At 66.7% G+C, this 17,254-nt stretch carries 25 protein-coding genes and 1 pseudogene; 14 read left to right on the forward strand and 12 right to left on the reverse strand.

Annotated features, from left to right (window positions below):
• The 5 genes from FJX73_11945 to FJX73_11965 form a co-directional block, all read right to left on the reverse strand.
• A partial coding sequence (locus tag FJX73_11945; GenBank protein MBM3471484.1) for a hypothetical protein occupies positions 1-602 on the reverse strand: 602 nt, incomplete at its 3' end.
• Positions 603-623: 21 nt separating this feature from the next.
• Positions 624-929, reverse strand: a complete 306-nt coding sequence (locus tag FJX73_11950; protein MBM3471485.1) for a type II toxin-antitoxin system VapC family toxin — start codon at positions 927-929, stop codon at positions 624-626.
• A complete protein-coding gene (locus tag FJX73_11955) occupies positions 902-1,183 on the reverse strand; it encodes a type II toxin-antitoxin system Phd/YefM family antitoxin (GenBank protein MBM3471486.1) in 282 nt (93 codons plus the stop codon). The genes FJX73_11950 and FJX73_11955 overlap by 28 nt, the downstream gene beginning before the upstream one ends.
• A 301-nt stretch (positions 1,184-1,484) precedes the next feature.
• Positions 1,485-1,874, reverse strand: a complete 390-nt coding sequence (locus tag FJX73_11960; GenBank protein ID MBM3471487.1) for an HNH endonuclease — start codon at positions 1,872-1,874, stop codon at positions 1,485-1,487.
• A gap of 124 nt (positions 1,875-1,998) precedes the next feature.
• A complete protein-coding gene (locus FJX73_11965; protein ID MBM3471488.1) occupies positions 1,999-2,229 on the reverse strand; it encodes a DUF2283 domain-containing protein in 231 nt (76 codons plus the stop codon).
• 1,115 nt (positions 2,230-3,344) lie between these two features.
• On the opposite strand from FJX73_11965, the gene FJX73_11970 reads away from it, so the two are divergent.
• Genes FJX73_11970 through FJX73_11980 form a run of 3 tightly spaced genes read left to right on the forward strand, consistent with a single transcriptional unit; the run spans position 3,345 to position 4,608 of the window.
• A complete protein-coding gene (locus FJX73_11970; protein ID MBM3471489.1) occupies positions 3,345-3,602 on the forward strand; it encodes a hypothetical protein in 258 nt (85 codons plus the stop codon).
• A gap of 50 nt (positions 3,603-3,652) precedes the next feature.
• The gene (locus FJX73_11975) at positions 3,653-4,156 is read left to right on the forward strand and encodes a hypothetical protein (GenBank protein ID MBM3471490.1); all 504 of its coding nucleotides are present in this window, start codon (positions 3,653-3,655) and stop codon (positions 4,154-4,156) included.
• A 50-nt stretch (positions 4,157-4,206) separates the two neighbouring features.
• A complete protein-coding gene (locus FJX73_11980; GenBank protein MBM3471491.1) occupies positions 4,207-4,608 on the forward strand; it encodes a hypothetical protein in 402 nt (133 codons plus the stop codon).
• 404 nt (positions 4,609-5,012) lie between these two features.
• On the opposite strand, the gene FJX73_11985 is transcribed toward FJX73_11980, so the two are convergent.
• On the reverse strand, positions 5,013-5,309 hold the full coding sequence (locus FJX73_11985) for a Txe/YoeB family addiction module toxin (protein ID MBM3471492.1): 297 nt from the start codon (positions 5,307-5,309) through the stop codon (positions 5,013-5,015).
• Positions 5,296-5,580 (reverse strand): type II toxin-antitoxin system prevent-host-death family antitoxin, encoded by a 285-nt coding sequence (locus FJX73_11990; GenBank protein MBM3471493.1) that lies wholly within the window; start codon positions 5,578-5,580, stop codon positions 5,296-5,298. The genes FJX73_11985 and FJX73_11990 overlap by 14 nt, the downstream gene beginning before the upstream one ends.
• Positions 5,581-5,749: 169 nt before the next feature.
• On the opposite strand from FJX73_11990, the gene FJX73_11995 reads away from it, so the two are divergent.
• A complete protein-coding gene (locus FJX73_11995; GenBank protein ID MBM3471494.1) occupies positions 5,750-6,982 on the forward strand; it encodes a transposase family protein in 1,233 nt (410 codons plus the stop codon).
• Positions 6,983-7,058: 76 nt separating this feature from the next.
• Here the strand turns inward: FJX73_11995 and FJX73_12000 are convergent, their stop codons facing one another.
• From FJX73_12000 to FJX73_12010, 3 genes are read right to left on the reverse strand one after another with little or no spacing between them, the layout of a single operon-like run.
• The gene (locus FJX73_12000; protein ID MBM3471495.1) at positions 7,059-7,478 is read right to left on the reverse strand and encodes a type II toxin-antitoxin system VapC family toxin; all 420 of its coding nucleotides are present in this window, start codon (positions 7,476-7,478) and stop codon (positions 7,059-7,061) included.
• Positions 7,451-7,744 (reverse strand): type II toxin-antitoxin system Phd/YefM family antitoxin, encoded by a 294-nt coding sequence (locus FJX73_12005; GenBank protein ID MBM3471496.1) that lies wholly within the window; start codon positions 7,742-7,744, stop codon positions 7,451-7,453. Before FJX73_12005 ends, FJX73_12000 begins: the two co-directional genes overlap by 28 nt.
• Before the next feature lie 55 nt (positions 7,745-7,799).
• Entirely contained in the window at positions 7,800-8,876 is a 1,077-nt protein-coding gene (locus FJX73_12010) for an HNH endonuclease (GenBank protein MBM3471497.1), read from the reverse strand.
• A 91-nt stretch (positions 8,877-8,967) separates the two neighbouring features.
• Here FJX73_12010 and FJX73_12015 point away from each other — a divergent pair.
• The 8 genes and pseudogenes from FJX73_12015 to FJX73_12050 all read left to right on the forward strand — a co-directional run bounded on the left by FJX73_12015 (position 8,968) and on the right by FJX73_12050 (position 14,734).
• Positions 8,968-9,312, forward strand: a pseudogene (locus FJX73_12015) (HEPN domain-containing protein).
• Between the two features lie 27 nt (positions 9,313-9,339).
• Positions 9,340-9,726: a nucleotidyltransferase domain-containing protein gene (locus FJX73_12020; GenBank protein MBM3471498.1), complete on the forward strand. Its 387-nt coding sequence runs from the start codon at positions 9,340-9,342 to the stop codon at positions 9,724-9,726.
• Between the two features lie 210 nt (positions 9,727-9,936).
• Complete coding sequence (locus tag FJX73_12025; protein ID MBM3471499.1) at positions 9,937-10,308, forward strand: helix-turn-helix domain-containing protein; 372 nt, start codon at positions 9,937-9,939, stop codon at positions 10,306-10,308.
• An 87-nt stretch (positions 10,309-10,395) separates the two neighbouring features.
• Complete coding sequence (locus FJX73_12030; protein ID MBM3471500.1) at positions 10,396-10,821, forward strand: hypothetical protein; 426 nt, start codon at positions 10,396-10,398, stop codon at positions 10,819-10,821.
• A 657-nt stretch (positions 10,822-11,478) separates the two neighbouring features.
• The gene (locus FJX73_12035; protein MBM3471501.1) at positions 11,479-12,036 is read left to right on the forward strand and encodes a Uma2 family endonuclease; all 558 of its coding nucleotides are present in this window, start codon (positions 11,479-11,481) and stop codon (positions 12,034-12,036) included.
• Positions 12,037-12,177: 141 nt separating this feature from the next.
• Positions 12,178-12,561, forward strand: a complete 384-nt coding sequence (locus FJX73_12040) for a hypothetical protein (GenBank protein MBM3471502.1) — start codon at positions 12,178-12,180, stop codon at positions 12,559-12,561.
• Between the two features lie 425 nt (positions 12,562-12,986).
• A complete protein-coding gene (locus FJX73_12045) occupies positions 12,987-13,247 on the forward strand; it encodes an RNA-binding S4 domain-containing protein (GenBank protein MBM3471503.1) in 261 nt (86 codons plus the stop codon).
• Positions 13,248-13,423: 176 nt separating this feature from the next.
• Positions 13,424-14,734: a phosphopyruvate hydratase gene (locus FJX73_12050; GenBank protein ID MBM3471504.1), complete on the forward strand. Its 1,311-nt coding sequence runs from the start codon at positions 13,424-13,426 to the stop codon at positions 14,732-14,734.
• 174 nt (positions 14,735-14,908) lie between these two features.
• Here the strand turns inward: FJX73_12050 and FJX73_12055 are convergent, their stop codons facing one another.
• Together FJX73_12055 and FJX73_12060 are read right to left on the reverse strand one after the other, a co-directional pair.
• Entirely contained in the window at positions 14,909-15,298 is a 390-nt protein-coding gene (locus FJX73_12055) for a hypothetical protein (protein ID MBM3471505.1), read from the reverse strand.
• On the reverse strand, positions 15,299-15,715 hold the full coding sequence (locus FJX73_12060) for a DUF433 domain-containing protein (protein ID MBM3471506.1): 417 nt from the start codon (positions 15,713-15,715) through the stop codon (positions 15,299-15,301).
• An 81-nt stretch (positions 15,716-15,796) separates the two neighbouring features.
• Here FJX73_12060 and FJX73_12065 point away from each other — a divergent pair, with 81 nt between their 5' ends.
• On the forward strand, positions 15,797-16,555 hold the full coding sequence (locus tag FJX73_12065; GenBank protein ID MBM3471507.1) for a septum formation initiator family protein: 759 nt from the start codon (positions 15,797-15,799) through the stop codon (positions 16,553-16,555).
• Between the two features lie 74 nt (positions 16,556-16,629).
• Entirely contained in the window at positions 16,630-17,004 is a 375-nt protein-coding gene (locus FJX73_12070; protein MBM3471508.1) for a S1 RNA-binding domain-containing protein, read from the forward strand.
• Positions 17,005-17,254 lie beyond the last annotated feature (250 nt).

Here is a 17,254-nt window from a genome sequence, read left to right on the forward strand (position 1 = left end):
TCGATGAGGCCCTGGGGGACGCTGGCGCCGTGCACCAGGGCGTAACTGACGACTGCATTGATGCGCTGCTTGCCTTCGACGGTCAGGACGGCCCTGACCTGGGCCGGGTAGAGCCTGTCCCCGCTCCTGATCGTCGCCGCGATCTCCATCTGACCTTCCCAGAACCTCACCGACGGCCGCAGGACCGTCGTTGAGGACTTCGCCAGTCCCTCCTCCACGGCACTGGCCGTGACCCTGGCGACCACGGTCGCCCTCGCCGGTCGGACCAGCCTTATCTGACGGGCCGCGAGCGCGGGCATCTCCAGACGGACGTCCGCGAAGTGGCCCATCACCTCGCCGCGGAAGCCGCCGAAGGAGGCGGGCCTTCCGTGGACGACGAGCGTGTCAATCGAAAGGACGTCGCCCTCGAGCGCTGATCCCAGCACCTGGATCTCGAGGATCGAGGCTGGGTCGAAGTGCGCCAGCAGGGCGGCCCGCACGAGGTTCTGGACGGCTTCGTCCGGCATGGGCTGGCGGGCCTGCGGGATGGCGGGGATGGGTGACGAGAGCACGATCAGGGCGACGGCGGCGGCGATGCGGATCACTGGTCTGCTCTCGGGCATCAGTCAACCTGGGACCAGGGCCTAGGAGGCCTGCAGGGTCAGGACCCGCAGGTCGGGTACGGCGCGGAAGTGGGCGTCACCTTGCGGCCCTGCCAGGACACCGAAGCCCAGATGCAGCGCGGTCGCGGCGACGGCCAGGTCGTTGGCCGGGATCATACGGCCCAGGCGGCTCAACGTCGCGAACAGCTCTGCCCAGCGCTCAGCGATCTCGGGGCCGAACTCGACGATCGGGACCCGCGCGGTGAGAGCGTCCTCCCAGGGCGCTGATCCGCGCTCGACGGCCACCAGCGCGCTGGTGTCTATGACGAGCCCGGGCGCACGCTCCATTCGTCCTCCGGAACGCGGTCTGCTGCGCTGATCCGCTCCAGGTCCCCTGCATACGCGGCGTCGGGCGCGCCTGCGGCGCGCCATGCGGCGAGAGCGTCTCTAACAGATGTGCGCGGCACCCCGGGTAGCGGGATGATCCGGGCCACCCGCTTTCCGTTCCGCTCCACGACGAAGGCATCCCCTCTGTAGCGCACTCTGTTAAGAATATCGCCCAGATTCCGTGCCAGTTCAGTGGCTGAGATCCTATGCTCCATCCCAGATCGGACTATACAGGATTCTGTGGAATACGGGAAGTCGGGGCGGATGGGGTTCGTCGAAGAACCACTTCACCGCCACGCTCGTGTCCACCACCACCGGAGTGGCGGTGGTCACCGCTGGCGGTCCTCGCGAATCCCCGGCGTGCTGTCCGGGAACGGTCCGTACCTGCTCCTGATGGCCTCTCTGACCCGGTCCACCTGCTGCCAGATGTCGGCAGGAGATGCTTTTGGGAACCGCGCAGTCGAAGTGGCGGGGCCGAGGGCCGGACTGCGGTCGGGCGGAACACCGGGCGCCAGGTCAGGCACCGTTGTAGGCGTCCGGCGTAGGGTCGTGCCAGGCCTCGGCCGGCAGCTCGAGGCGGCGGTGCGCCTGCTCGGACTCGTAGGCGTTGTGGGCGCGGCAGCGGAGCTGGATGTTGTCCACGGTGGCCGGCCCGCCCGCGGCGTGGGGCACCACGTGATGGAACTCCAGGAAGTCCTGCTCCGCGCAGCGGCCGCCCTCGCCCACGAAGCCGCAGCGCCCGCCGTCGCGCTCCCAGACCCCGCGCCTGACCTCTAAGGAAGGCCCCGCAAGACCACCCGCTGTTAGACGCCCGCAAGACCGCCCGCGAGATTCGCAGGCTCCCCCGTTCGCGACACCCGTCCTGCAATCCCCTGGTAGGTAGACCTCAAGGGCGCCCTGCTTCACGAGCCCACGCTCCTGTCGTTACCTTCGCGGCGAAGAACTCCTCGGCCAGCCGCGCTACCGTCGCCTCGGCCACGTACTCCCTGATCTTGCGCCCCGGGACGCGCGCAGTCTGGCACAAGGGGAGCTATGCTCTCGCTCTCGCGTGGCCGGGATAGTTGACGACAGCCACCCTGACCGTGCCATCTGTGACGAGGCCATCCGCCGCGGCACCGATGTACTCGAGTGAGACAACGCGCCCGTGCTCGTCACAGGCAACGGTTACCCCCTCCCGGATTTCCTCGGTATCCGCCTCCCGGGCATCCTCGCGGAGAAGAATGTACAAGACATCGGCCTCAGGATCGTAGGTGACTTTCATCTCAAGGCGCCTTCCTCCTCGACAAAGATGATGCGCAGGAGACCTCCCGCTCGTCGCTGCTGGGCCTCGTGTCGCCCCATCTTCGCTGGAACAATGCGTCCAGGGCCTCGGAGAACTTCCTCCACATCCGTTTGTCCTCCTACGACGCCCGTCTGGGCCAGCCGAGGGAGTCTCTCATACAAGGCGTGCCGGGTCCATCGGATTGCACCAAGATACCGCGACAGGGACTACATCACCTCCAGGCCTCCCGAGAGATCGATCTTCCTCCACGCCGCCCCATCATACCATGACCCAATCTGAGCCTCGCTGTGGACTTGGTGCTGCTGTGCGTGGCGTTCGTCGGGGCGCACCTGCTGCGGTACGAGTGGAGCATGCCGCCATCTACCGGGGGCAGTGGCGGTACGCCGGCTTCCTGGACCTGATCCGCCTGGGGCAGGCGGCGTCTGCGGCGAGCCTGGTTGCCGTGGCAGGGCTGTTCCTGCTGACCCGGCTCCAGGGGATATCCCGGCCGACCTGGACGGTCAGAAGAGCGGGTCAGGGAGATGTGCAGGGAGGCCGGTGTACAGATCAGGAGCATGGGAAGGCTGATAGAGTAGGTCCGCTTCGGGAAGGCCCCGCAAGACCTCCCGCTGCTCGACGCCCGCAACACTGCCGCAACGCACCCGCGACCTCTGCTCCCCCAGCGAGATTCGGAGTCCTCCTCCACCCCCCGGCATTCACAACCTCCCCCGCCCGTAACACCCGCTCTACAATCCCCTGGTAGATAGGCACCCCGGCGCGCGCTGCGATCGGCGGCTGGTCGTGGGTTACCGCGCCTGCCCGAGGCTGGGTAGGGGTGGAGATGGCGGGCTCGTCGGCCGATATGTCCTATGGGGGCGGAGGGCGGCAAGAACGGGACGCATCCTAGACCAGTACATATGCTTGACCACCCGTCAACTAGCACATATGCTAGGTGCACGGGAGGGAGGGCAACTCGATGAAACGGGAGGGCCAGCGTGCGGATCGGACCGGAATGCGTGTTCCTGATCCCTGTTGTGCGGGATTCGGATCGGAGGCCCCATCCTCCCATCCTGTGGAGACTCCTGCAGGACACCCTAATACGGACCTTCGGAGCGGTGACTGGCCCAGAAGCCGTCGTCTACCAGAAGATCGGAACGGTTCCTGGTGCATGGTCGCCCGCTGAGGGGAACCCGCCTGTGGAGGATCTGAGCAGAAAGTATGCCGTGGCGATCCAGGCTGACCGAGTGGACGAGCTGCGAGCGCTGCTACGGCGGGCAGGCAACAGCTTCGATCAACGGTCTGTCTACCTCTCGGTAGCGGGAATCGCCGAGCTGATAGAGATCCGGCCCGAAGATGGTTTTCTGGAGGTATGATCTAGACGCTCTTTCCTGTCGCGTCACATTAGCAGAAGACGAGGTCAGTGATGACAAAGAAGGAGACTTTTCAGACGATTACCGGCAGGACTCTGAGCCTGGAGGGGCTAGAGGAGCGGGAACGGGAGTTTCTGGCCGCTGTTCAGCGGATGTACGAGGAGCAGCCGGAGTGGTCAGAGTTTGCCTCCTGGTGGGCTGAGGCGTTCCGTCGCTCGCGTCTTTCCGTGGATTCTGTTTGCTACCGCATCTGTCAGGATCTTGAAGCGCGTCTAGGTATCGTCCAGGGTAAGGTTTCACCACCTGACTACCGTGACTACTTGGCCGACCTGATAGAGGTCCGTTTTGGTTCCCGATACCGCTTCTGCAAGGAAACCGGCACAGATCCTGGGCACTTGAGCCGCGTCTTCGCGAGCCGATCGGAGTTCTCACTCCATGCGCTCCGGATGATCTTGGAGAAGCTAGATGCCGCCCTCGTGATTGAACCCGCTGAAGACCTGGCCAACCGGGTGAGTCCCGAGCGAGCCGCCAGAGCACTTGCAGCCTTCACACGATAGGGCTGCTCGGTGTGACCTCCTGGCCCCACAGCCCCTGCTGTCGTACCCCGATGGCCGCCACCGCCATGTTCGCCACGCGCCCATCGGGCCGCGCACCCGCACCGCCTTTGCGTCCAGCCACGCGTGCGGGTGCTGACCCCCGCGTCGTCACCAACGTCGCGCTCGCGGTGCTCACCCCGGGGCTGATCCTGGCGGTTCCGATCTTCGACTCGCTGACGGTGGCTTGGCTGCGGATCGCCCACGGCGGGTCGGTCTTCCAGGGCGGGACGGACCACCCCTCCCACCGCCTGGTTGCCCTCGGCCTGTCGGAGCGGCGCGCGGTGCTGCTGCTCTGCGGCCTCAGCGCGCTGTCCGGCATCGCCGGGCTTCTGGCGTGGCAACTGGATGTGCTGCCTTGGGGCAGGCGGCGTCTGTGGCGAGCCTGGTTGCCGTGGCAGGGCTGTTCCTGCTGACCCGGCTCCAGGGGATGTGCCGGCCGACCTGGACGGCCACGACGAGAGGGTCAGGGAGATGTGCAGGCAGGCTGGCGTCCAGGTCAGGAGCATGGGAAGGCTGATAGAGTAGGTCCGCTTCAGGAAGGCCCCGCAAGACCACCCGCGACACCACACGCCCTCCGCGAGATTCGCATCTCCTGCCCGTAACGTTTGCCCGGTAGTCCGCGGGCTGGTCGGCCGATACGTCTTGTAGACAGGCCGGAGCGGGTTCTGAAGCGGCTGGTCGCCGCCATGGCCGAACTGGTGGCGCAGGTATCCCGTCTTACCGGCGAGGTTGGTAGCCTGAAGGGACGGGGTCTTGAGGCCGGCTACCGGGAGGAGGCCCATAGCTGCTTCGTTTGACGGCTGGGAGGTCGTCGCCGCTAGTAGTGGTATCGCGCCTGCAGGAAATCGATTCGGTCCTCACTCACTCGGTACACGATTCGGTGCTCCTGCGTCAGCCGACGCGACCAGACACCGGGCGCCAGGTACTTGAGGGGCTCCGGCCTGCCAATCCCGGCGAACGGATCCCTCGCGATTGCCCTGATGAGGTCAAGCGCGCGCAGCGCCACCTTCCGGTCCGTCTCGACCCAATGGCGGAGATCCTCGATGAACTCGGGGTGGAAAACGGTGTCACGGGCCCTGCGTCCCCTGGACTCCCGGGGGCTACTTCCGCTCAAGCCCCAACTCCTTGCGCAGGGCTTCGACCGTCTGCGGCCTTCCCGTGCGCGCGACGGCGCGCCCAAGCGCTCTCAGCAGCCGCTCGGCGTTCTTCGGTGACCGGAGCAGATGTGCGGTCTCCTGCAGCCCGTCGAGCTCCTCCGCCGCGATGAGCGCCACCTCCGGCTTGCCCCGCCGGGTGATGATCACCGTCTCCCGATCCTCAACGGCACGGCTCATCAGGCTGGCCAGGCGCGCTCGCGCATCCGTATATGTGGTCTGAACTGGCATGGTATCACCTGCGATCCTTGGGCGGGCTATTGTACAGATTCACGTACTGTACAGAGATAGCGTACATGATGTGGTACTTCGCCGTCAAGCGGGCGAATCGAGTCACCTGAACTGTTACCGGGGATCCCATCGTCGCGTCAGAATACCTGTTACCCGACGACGTCCCTAGATGCTGGTGCAGGAGGCCCCGGTGAGTCCCACGTCCAAACGCGAGTATGTCCAAGCGGTCCGGCAGCGGTACGAGCGGGCGACCCGCGTCACCAAGGTCCAGATCCTCACAGAGGTCTGTGCCACCACAGGCTACCACCGCAAGGCCGCGATCCGCGCCTTGACCCAACCGCCCCGTCCAGCCACAGCGCGGCGCCGCGGCCGCCCATCTCCCTATGACCCCCGGCTCCTGTCCGTCCTGGAGCACATCTGGGAGGCCGCCGGCTACCCCTGGTCGGTCCGGCTCAAGGCCCTCCTCCCCCTCTGGCTGCCCTGGGCGAGGCAGCATCTTGACATCCCTGCACGGGTGGAACACCACCTCCAGACCATCAGCCCCAGCACGATCGATCGCTACCTCCGGCAGACCAAACATCGGCTGCGCCGCCGCCTCTACGGGCGCACGAAGCCCGGTGCCCTGCTCAAGCACCATATCCCCGTCAAGACCGAGCACTGGGATATCGCTGCCCCTGGCTTCACCGAGGTCGACCTGGTCTCCCATTCCGGCGACTGTGCCGACGGCGACTTCATCCAGTCCCTCAACCTCACCGACATCTACTCCGGGTGGGGCGAAACCCGCGCCGTCATGGGCAAGGGCCAGGTCGCAGTCGGCGCCGCCGTGGACGAAATCCGAGACGCGCTGCCCTTCCCGTTGCGCGGCCTCGACTCCGATAACGGCTCCGAATTCATCAACCACCACCTCTTCCGCTACTGCGAGGCCCGCGAGATTCAGTTCACCCGTGGCCGGCCTTACAAGAAAGACGACAACGCCCATATCGAGCAGAAGAACTGGACGCACGTCCGCCGTCTCCTTGGCTGGGACCGCTACGACTCCCCTCAGGCCCTGGCCGCGATCAACGACCTCTACAGGGGGGAGCTCAGGCTCGCGACTCCGCCGGGTCTACGACCTCCCCAAGACCCCGCTGGACCGCCTCCTCGCCGCCGAGGACGCCGATCACGCGACCCTCCAGACCCTCCAGCAGCTCCGCGCTCGCCTCGACCCCTTCACTCTCGCCGAAACGATCGAGCGGAAGCTCCACCACATCTATGGCCTGGCGCACCGGGGCCCCGTCCAGGCCACCCGGCATCCACGCCCGCACCAACGGTTCCAAATCCGACGCCTGCGCCTCCAGACCACCCGGGCCGCTGCACAGGCCCGGTAACACGATTAATGACAAGACGATACCCCGCTCGGTAACACTCATTTATGACTCGACAGGACATGGCCGCGGTGGAGTGGTGCGGTTGGTCCCGGGGACGGAGGCCTAGCCGGACTACAGGGTCAAGACTCGCAGCCCGGGTATGGCTCGGAAGTGCGCGTCATCCTGAGGCCCTACCAGGACACCGAAGCCCAGATGCAGTGCGGTTGCGGCGACAGCAAGGTCATTGGCCGGGATCAGGCGACCCCGGCGGCTCAATGTCGCGAACACCTCCGCCCATCGTTCGGCGATCTCGGGGCCAAATTCAACGATCGGGATCCGCGTGATCAGCGCGTCGATCTTGGCACGTCGCCGGGCGGCACGGGCAGGGTCATCCGCCAGGCGCACGCCCGCCAGGAGTTCAGCGTAGACGATCGCCGGGAGGACAGCGGGTTCGTCACCGGCAGATGCAAGGACTTCCTCCCATGGCCCCGATTCGCGCTCGACGGCCACCAGTGCGCTGGTGTCTATGACGAGCCCGGTCGCACGGCCCATGCGTCCTCCGGAATGCGGTCTGCCTCACCGATGCGTTCCAGATCACCGGCAAACGCGGGGTCGGGCGCTCCGGCTGCGCGCCACGCGGTGAGAGCATCCCGGACCGAGGTGTGGGGGGCTGCGGGCAGCGGGATGATCCGGGCAATCGGCTTTCCATTCCGCTCCACCACGAAGGCATCTCCCTTGCAGCGCACCCTGTTAAGGATATCGCCCAGATTCCGGGCAATCTCGGTGGCGGATACTCGATGCTCCATTGTAGCTAGCATTATACACAATTCTGTAGAATACGGAAATCAAGAGCGGGCCGGTTCATCCCTGAGGTCAGGCATCGTCGAATAGGCCGTGTATGCAGTGGGCCTCGTAGGCGTTGTGGGCGCGGCACCGGAGCTGGATGTTGTCCACCGTCGCCGCCCCTCCCGCCGCGTGGGGCACCACGTGGTGGAACTCCAGGAAGTCCTGCTCTGCGCAGCGGCCGCCCTCGCCCACGAAGCCGCAGCGCCCGCCGTCGCGCGCCCAGACTGCCCGCCTGACCTCGGCTGGGACATGGCGCGAGCCAGCCGCCGCGCCTGGGCTCGAACGCGGCCGGTCGGTCGCCCCGAACTTCTGCTTGGCCAGGTCGCGTAGTAGCACCGTCAGGGCCCGATTGAGGATCTTCGCCAGATCGCCGTCCGGGATCTGGTGGCGCAACAGCGCCTGCACTCCCCGCAGCTTCTGTACGGTATCGGCGTCAACCGTGAGCTGGATCCGGTAGCGCTGGGGCGCAAGGGGCGCCACGATGGGCGGGCGATCCGGGGGCGGTGCGGGTGCCGGGGGCAGTGCGGGCGCCGGGGGGGGCGCGGCTGCCTGTGCAGTGAAGTCCGGCGAATGCAGGGCCGGCGGCGGCGCTGGTTGACTCGGGGTCGGGAGCTTCCGAACCTGATCCGGAACCGGGGGCTGGGGGCGCAGCGCGGCGACGAGGATCTCGACCTCGCGACGGCCCTTGTAGCGGGCCTGTTCGAGGAGTTCGGCGTGGTTCTGGGGTGTCAGGTGCGCGGCCAGGAGGCAAAGCGTCGTAAGGGTCACCGTCCCCTCGGCCAAGCGCTCGAGGACTACCGGCAGGCGCCGGGCCAGGCGGGCCGCCTCGATGCGCCGGTACGCGGCGTGCTCCGAGAGATGGAGTACACGCGTGCAGTACACAAAGAGCGAAGAATGGCCCGCGGCCAGGTACAGGCGCCGCCGGTCGAGCTCCGCCAGGTTCGCGATGAGTGAGACCGCCGCCTCCCGCTCGGCGTGGGCGAGGCGCCCGACCTGCGCGGTCAGCTCGGCGTCCGAGAGCCGGGCCGCCGCGGAGAGCAGCCCCGCGAATGAGACGCTGGTGGATGGGAGGCTGGCGGATGGTGGGTCGGGGGCTGGGTCCATGGCCGGGTCCTCGGTGTGTTCATCGCCCGGGTCAAGTGCGGTTTGCAGGTCCGGCAGAACTAGGTCCGGACCTAGTTGCCGGGGGGTGACCATGAACCGGTATCGCGACTGGCTCGAGCAGGCCAGGATCAATCTGGCCCGCGCGGAACGGAGCGTGGATATGAGCGACCACGCCTGGGCGTGTTTCGCCGCGCAGCAGGCTGCCGAGGCCGCGCTAAGAGCCCTGCACCTTCGCCGGGGCCAGGTCGCGTGGGGACATTCGATCATTGACCTCCTGGACACCCTGCCCGCGGAGGCATAGCCGACAGATACCCTGCTGGAGAAGAGCCGGGTGCTGGACAGGTATTACATTCCCACACGGTATCCCGACGTCCACCCGGCGGGGCCCGCCGCCCGCCACTACACGGCGCAGGAGGCCGGGGACGTTGTGTTGTAGGGATCGCCCGCGAGGTGCTCGAGCACTGTGAGCGTCAGAGTCTGGAAGCGTGACCCCAACGCAGTTCTGTCCAGGCTCCAGGCCTGGGCGCAGCAACTGGGCGAGGACCCCAGGGTGCTGGCCGTGGTGCTCTTTGGCTCGCTGGCCCGTGGCGAGGCCACGGCAGCGAGCGACGCCGACGTGCTGATCGTACTGCGGGACTCGGTGGAGGAGTTCGGCGAGCGCATGGTGCGCTACAAGCCGGTCGGACTTGGGGTCAGCGTGGAGGTCTTCCCCTACACACTGGACGAGGCGCGGAGGGCGCTCAGGGACGGCCGGGGAGTGATCGGCGTCGCGCTGAGGGAAGGGCGGGTGCTGCTCCCTAGGGGGCGCGGCCAGGAGGCCGTGGGCGAGTTGCTGAACGCTCCCGCCTGAGTCCCTCCGCTCCGGTATACGGCCGTCACTGAGGCAACCGGCGAAACGCCCGCTGGCGGCCGGGGCCAAACCGGTACACCAGGAAGTGGGAGTCAAAGGCAAAGCTGGGCGTGACCGTCTCCGAACGCCTACTTTCATTGACACTGGGCGTGCCATTTGGCACACTGGAAACGGACAGCCCGGCTGGGTCGACAGATCGCGGAGAGAATCATGGCATCCACATCTACTACCATTACGCGCTCCGCAAGGATGGAGCGCATCAAGGCCAAGCCCCTGCGGGAATGGTTCGGCCAGACGCAGGAGCAGTTCGCCACTGCGGTCGGCGTGGGCCGGCGCACTGTGGCCCGCTGGGAGGCCGCGGGCACCGGTCCTGAGCGGTACACCGCTGAGGGCAAGGTGGCTGCTGACATCACCGAGATCCGCAAGCTGGCCACGAGGTTGATGGGTGAGAAGACCGCCAAGGAATGGCTGCACGCGCCGATGCCGCTGCTCGCCGGACGGACCCCCATCGACACCATCCTCACGGACCGCGCCTCAACGGTCCTGCGCATCCTGCGCGAGGACCTGGAAGGCGGGTACTGAACCTCCCCGGACGATGCACAGCATCAGCATTCCCTCCCTGACAGGCGGGACGCCTTCAACGCCCTATACACCTCACTCGACCTTGCCGTGGCTCTGGCGGAGCGCATCAAGCGGACGGGCGCGACGCGCGTTGAGATCGTCGTGGGTATCGCACGCGTGCAGATCCGCAGAGTGGCGACGCTCGACGACCAGGCCATGAGCGAGTTGGGGACAAGCCGCGAGGAGGTCACGACGGAGGACTACACTCTGCCCCAGCGTCTCGGGCGCGCGCTGTTCGCGCAGGGCGCTGGCGCCATTGCCGTCCCCGCGGCGATCGCCGCCGTGGTCAAGTGGTTTCCTGAAATGCGCGTAGAACGTGGCCTGTCCACGCTGACGATCGCGACTCCGCGTTCCGGAACCAACCTGGTCATCTTCCCGGATAACCGGGACCCCTCCGACTCCAGGCGCGAGGTAGAGCGCTACACCTGCCTGCTGCAGGGCATCCCGACAGGTAGCGGGCATCAGCAGGCTTAGCAGCGGCGAGGTGACCGCCGTGTCAAGGTGGAAGACCCGTGGGTTGAACGATGTCGGACTCGGAATCATCAGATTTCCCTCCCGCAGGATTGTCGCCGTCACCTCAAACTGACCCACCTGGAACCTTACCGTCGGCCCGAGGATGTTGGGCGACATCCTGGCCAGGCGTTCCTGGACGTCCCTCGCGGTGCTCTTCCCCACGACGGTCGCCTTCCCCAGTCTCACGACCCGGGCCTGCCGGCCGGCCAGGGCCGGCATGTCGAGATGAAGCCCGGCCGCTTGAACCAGTACCTCTCCGCGGACACCGTGCAGCAGTACGGGCCTGCCTACGACCATCAGGTCCTCGAATGCGAGGACATCACCTACCAGGACCGTGCCTGAGGCAGAGATCTCAAACTGGGTTGAGGGGCTGCGGTGGAAGCGGCTGCTGCGATGATCGCCACCACGGCGGCGGCGCATGCAAGGCCGCGCAGAACGGTGCTTGCGGTCCTGCGGCAAGAGCAGGATTCTCCCGCGACCGACCCGCAAGCCAGGCCCAGTCGAGCCGATATCCCAATCGGGGGCTGCCTGGTGGTGCCGGGCTTGGACCGGGCTGCGGGTCTGGACAGTGGTGCGGAAGGGCGGGATGATTGGGAAAAGGCCAGGAGGTGTACTGCCATGCCCGTCCAGCTGCTGACGCGCCGCTTCACGGTGGAGGAGTACTACCGCATGGCCCAGGCCGGGATTCTCTCCGAGGACGATCGGGTCGAGCTGATCGAGGGAGCGATCGTCGAGATGGCCGCGATTGGGAGCAGACATGCTGCGTGCGTCGGCCGACTCACGGCCCTCTTCCCCCCCGTGCAGGCCGGGGGAATTGTGTGGGTCCAGAACCCCATCCGCATCGGAGAGCATTCCGAACCGCAACCCGACCTGGCGTTGCTCCGCCCGCGGCCTGACTTCTACGCCTCCGCGCATCCGGGCCCCGGCGATGCCTTCCTGCTCGTTGAGGTGTCCGAGACGTCCGCCGACGCCGACCGTGAGGTGAAGGTGCCCCTCTACGCCCGCGCGGGCATCCCCGAGGTTTGGCTGGCGGATCTGGAAGGCGAGGTCATCGAGATCTACCGGCAGCCCTCGCCCGAGGGCTACCGCGAAGGTCGGAAGGTCCGCCGCGGCGAGGCGCTGTCCCCTGAAGCTTTCCCCAACCTGACACTGGCCGCGGACGAGATACTGGGCTGACGCCCGCGCAGCATGCCGTGCGAGTAGCACCCTTGAGCCGCTCGGCGCTTGCCACGAAGCAAACCAAGCAGCCGTTGACAGGTCTCGTGGAGGCGTTTACGATGTATGCGATGTCTACACTTACCGTGTAGGTGGGAATCCATGCCGGCGACAAGGCAACGCAAACCAATCAGCGGACGGGTTTCGGAAGAGAACGAACGCCAACTGCGCGCTCTTGCACGCCAGGAGAGACGGACCGTCAGCCAGGTGCTGGCCCGGCTTGTGGAGGAAGGTCTCCGAATGCGCCGGCATCCCGGCATCACGTTCGTTGACGGCCCGCAGGGAAGACGGGCACACCTGGCAGGGACTGGCTTTGACGTGTGGGAGGTCGTTGCTCTCCACCGGGCTTACGAGGGGGACGTAGCGCGCCTCCTTGGCGATCATTCGGGATTGGATCGACGCGAGATCGAGATTGCCGTCGCATACGGGGAAGCCCATCGTGACGAGATTGACGGATTCCTTACCGAGAACGATCAGGCCGGCTGAGAGTGCCCCGGCTCTGGCTGGACAACCATCTCTCCCCAGCACTGGCTCGGAGCCTCCGAGCGCGGGGGCATGATGTAGTTGCCCTTCAGGAAGAGCCACGGCCTGTCCGGGATCTCCCGGATGAGCTGCTGTTGGTGGAAGCCTCGCGCCGAGAACGGGCAATCGTTACATACAACGTGCGAGACTCCGTTCATCTGCATCGGGCTTTTCTGGCAAGTGGCCGCTCACATTCGGGGATCGTCGTGGTATCGAGCCGGGCCATCCGCCAGGACGACATCGGGCGCCAAATGCACGCGCTGGCGGGTCTCCTTGAAGAGCACGAAGGGGCGGCTGATTTCCGGTACCGCCTGGTGTGGGCTACACCGCTACAACGGTGAGGCGATCGCTGGCCGGCCGCTGGCGGAGATTCTCGAGAAGGTAACCACGTGCGCCTAGACAAGTTCCTCCAGTCCAGCCGCCTCGTGAAGCGGCGCGCCATGGCGAACCGCCTGTGCGACGCCGGGCGTGTGGCGTTGAACGGCCGCCGGGCCAAACCCGCCGCCGAGGTCGAGGTGGGCGATCTGGTTGAAGTGAACTTCGGCCCCCGGCAGCTCGTGGTGAAGGTGCTGCGCCTGCCCGAGGGGCGTCCGTCCCCTGAGCCGCCATACGAGATCGTAGAGGATCGGCGCACGCTGGAGGCGTGGTAGGATATTCTATCCGGCCTCCCTTGAGGGTGAGGTTGAGGACGGTCCCGGCGTCAATCCCCAGCCGGCGCCGGAAGGCGGCGTTGATGCAGGCTTAGAGCAGGGTTACGCTGACAAGGGTGGGCCGCAACGGTAACGGCTCATCGAACGCCAACATCGGAAAGGTAGGAGCGATATTCATGCCCATGATCACCAGCATCACCGCACGCGAGATCATTGACTCACGCGGCAACCCCACGGTCGAGGCCGACGTCACGCTGAGCGACGGGGCAACCGGCCGTGCCGCGGTGCCCTCGGGCGCCTCGGTGGGCGAGCACGAGGCGCTGGAGCTGCGCGACGGCGATAAAGCGCGCTACCTGGGAAAGGGCGTGCGCGCGGCCGTCGCCCTGGTGTGCGAGCAGATCGCGCCCCGGCTGTCCGGCGCCGATCCCCTCGACCAGGCCGCGATAGACCGTGCGATGCTCGAGATGGACGGCACCGACAACAAGAGCCGGCTCGGCGCCAACGCGATCCTGGCGGTCTCGCTGGCCGTGGCTAAGGCCGCCGCCGCCTCGCGGGGACAGCCGCTGTGGCGGTCGCTGGGCGGTGAGGCGGCGTGCCTGCTTCCCGTGCCTCTGATGAACATCATCAACGGCGGCGCGCACGCGGACAACAGGATTGACGTACAGGAGTTCATGATCGCCGCGGCCGGCCTGCCCACGTTCGCCGAAGCGCTGCGGGCCGGGGTCGAGGTCTTCCACCACCTGAAGAAGGCGCTGCACGCCCAGGGCATGAGCACCGCGGTGGGCGACGAAGGTGGCTTCGCGCCCGACCTGCCGTCCACCGAGGCCGCGATCGAGGCGGTGCTGGCGGCGATAGAGTCGGCGGGATACCGGCCGGGTCGCGACATCGCGGTGGCGCTCGACGTGGCGGCAAGCAGCCTGTTCGAGCGCGGCGCGCAGGGCGCCGGAGGCGGTACCTACAACTTCGCGGGCGAGGGCCTGCGGCGCACGGGCCCTGAGGTGATCGAGTTCCTGGCCGCCCTGGTCGAGCGCTATCCCATCGTCTCGATCGAGGACGGCCTGGACGAGAACGCCTGGCCCGACTGGAAAGCGCTGACGGCGCGCCTCGGCGGCCGGGTGCAGATCGTGGGCGACGACCTGTTTGTAACGAACCCCCGGTTACTGCGCCGCGGCATCGCCGAGGGGGTCGGCAACGCGATCCTGGTCAAGCTCAACCAGATCGGCTCGCTGACCGAGACGCTCAAGACGATTGGGATCGCGCGGGCGGCGGGCTACGCCTCGATCATCTCCCACCGCTCCGGCGAGACCGAGGATACCACGATCGCCGACCTGGCCGTGGCCACCGGCGCCGGCCAGATCAAGACCGGCGCGCCCTCGCGCAGCGAGCGCGTGGCCAAGTACAACCAGCTCCTGCGGATCGAGGAGGCCCTGGGCGCACGGGCGCGGTACGCGGGTTGGGCGGCGTTCCCGGTGGGCGCGCGGAAGTAGGCACAAGGCCCTTCACAATGAGAGAGCTGCTGCGCGACATGTGGGAGATCCAGTCCGAGAAAGATGTGGAGCTGATAACTTCGCCATTGTCCGGCCAATTGACTTCGTGCGCACTCTCGGGCTGTGAACCCAGCTGCCCCGGCGCCCCGAGGTCGAGGGGCGGGGGAGTTCGGATCAGGAAGGCCGTTCCTCAGGATCGGGCTTCCCGAGAAACACCGTTACGCTCCTGAGCTCGTCCTCTGTGGAAAGTGACGCCAGGAGGTGCTCAAGGGCTCGTACCTGCCCTCCGATGTCCGCCTGGGCGATCGTCCCAGGGTGCACCAGTACAATCCCAAAGTGCCCGCGTTCACCCAAGGCCCACGCGCGCGCCAAGGTGGCGAAATCGTCGATGTTGTACGTGACCACCGCGCGCCGTTGCTCGGCTGCTGCTGCCAACAGGTGCTCGTCGCTGCGGCTGCGGAGCCAGGCATCGTCCTGAGCAGCCACGACGTCAAATCCTCGGGAACGGAGCGCGTCGGCGACGGCTCGTGAGAAGTGAACATCGAGCAGCAGGCGAGGCGGCACCTACGCGGGGATCTTCCGAACGAACGGGTACTCGCGCATCAAGTCCTCCATGGGCCGCTCGTTGCGGCGGATGCGATCTTCGATCTCGTCCGGATAGGTGCCCCCATACGCCAGGGCCAGCCGCATGTCGGCTTCCGACAATGCGGGCAGCGCCTCGCGGACCTTCTCGGGCGATCCGTAGGCATGCGCCAGCGCCACAATCTCCCAGACGTCGAGCCCGCTACCGCTGAGGTGCGCTCTGACGCCGCCCGGTCCCTCTACGAAGACGATGCCCGGAAACCGCCGCATCCGCAGCGCACGGTCAAGGAGCTCGTTGATGACCCGGCCGAGGGGCCTGTCGTCCCGGCGGGCAATATCGCGCACCTCGGCATCAACTTCCCGCTCAAGCCTCACCGAAACCGGCCTAACCACAGGCATTCCTGTCACCTCTACGCTACATTGTAGCATGCTTGGCCCGAGTCGTGCAGCCCCTCGGGGGGCAGACCGGTCCCTCCGCCGGTGCTGCCCACGGAGCGGCGTCAGGTGCGGGCACAGGCGCTCCCACTCGTCCGGGGAGCGCTCATTCTCAGCCTTCAGCGCCTCGATCTCCTCGGGGTAAGCGCGGTAGTACCGGAGAGGCGCATCGACCTGCCGGGGGCTGAGGTGTTCAAGGATCTGGAGGGTTCGCTGCGTGTCCTCCCCGCAGGCCTTGTGGATGGCGACGACCTCCCACACGTCAAGGCCGGTCCCTTCGATGCGGGCGCGGCGGTCCCCCGGAGCACCGGCGAACGCGATGCCGGCATGGCGGCGGGTCCGCAGCGCCTCTTCCACCGGTCGAAGCAGGACCCCGGCAGGAATCCGGGCGGCGCCAGCGAATCGCGGGATGGGGCAACCTGCCGGAGTCGTCCCTTCGTCGCAGCAGACGTCATGGCACACGCAGAAGCGCGCCGTCCTATCCTGCCCCCGGGCTCTCCCCGCCGCGTAATCCCGCGCTGGGCCGGACCGCTCGTGGCCACCGGCGTGCTGCTGGCGGTGGCGGTCGCGTTCGGCGGGGCTTACTGGGACGGGTTCAAGGTGCGGCGCGACTTGGGGGTCATGGTCCAGGAGCGGGACACGCTAAGGAAGCAGATCGCGCAGCTCCGCGAGGAGATTCGACTGCTGAACACGCCGGAGTACATAGAGCGGATGGCCAGGGAGCAGTTGGGGCTCATCCGGCCAGGGGAGATCGCCGTCATCCTGGTCCGCCCTACCCCTGGTCCCACCCCCGCGCCGCGTTGACACTCCTGGAGGGGCACGGGTGTAATCCGTCGCGCGCCAGAATCAGAGAAAGAAAGGAGCGTGTCTGTTAGAACATGGCGTTGGAAACAGGCAGCATCGTCGAGGGCACGGTGGTCAAGATCACCAACTACGGTGCCTTCATTGAACTCCCCGAAGGAAAGAGCGGTCTGGTGCACATATCCGAGATCGCCGACACCTATGTCAAGGACGTCAAAGACTACCTTAAGGAACGGGAGAAGGTCAGGGTCAAGATCCTCGGCCTCAACGACAAGGGCAAGCTCGACCTTTCGGTCAAGCAGGCGCTCTCGCCCGAGGAGCGTCAGGTACGAGGGCGGGCGCGCACCTCGTTCGACGACAAGCTGAAGGCCTTCTTGAAGGAGAGCGAAGAAAGGCTGCTCGACCTGAAGCGCAACACCGAGGCGAAGCGCGGCGGCCGGCGCCGGAAGTAGCGCGCACCGCCGCTTCGATCACCGCCACGAAACTCCGGTGGCGGTTCCTACTCAATCCCCAGAAGCCTGACCACCTCTTCAAACGCCCTCCAGATGATGTCGTCGCGCTCGAGCTGGCGCGACCTGTCCGAGATCTCCTCCCGCGCATCCAGCTCGGCCAGTTTCCCATCCATCTGCAGCAGCCGGTCCTGGATTTGCTGGATCTCGATCAGGACCGAAGCATCCGGCAGGGCGGACCGGATCTTTTCCA

The organism is Armatimonadota bacterium, assembly GCA_016869025.1.
Classification (GTDB): domain Bacteria; phylum Sysuimicrobiota; class Sysuimicrobiia; order Sysuimicrobiales; family Humicultoraceae; genus VGFA01.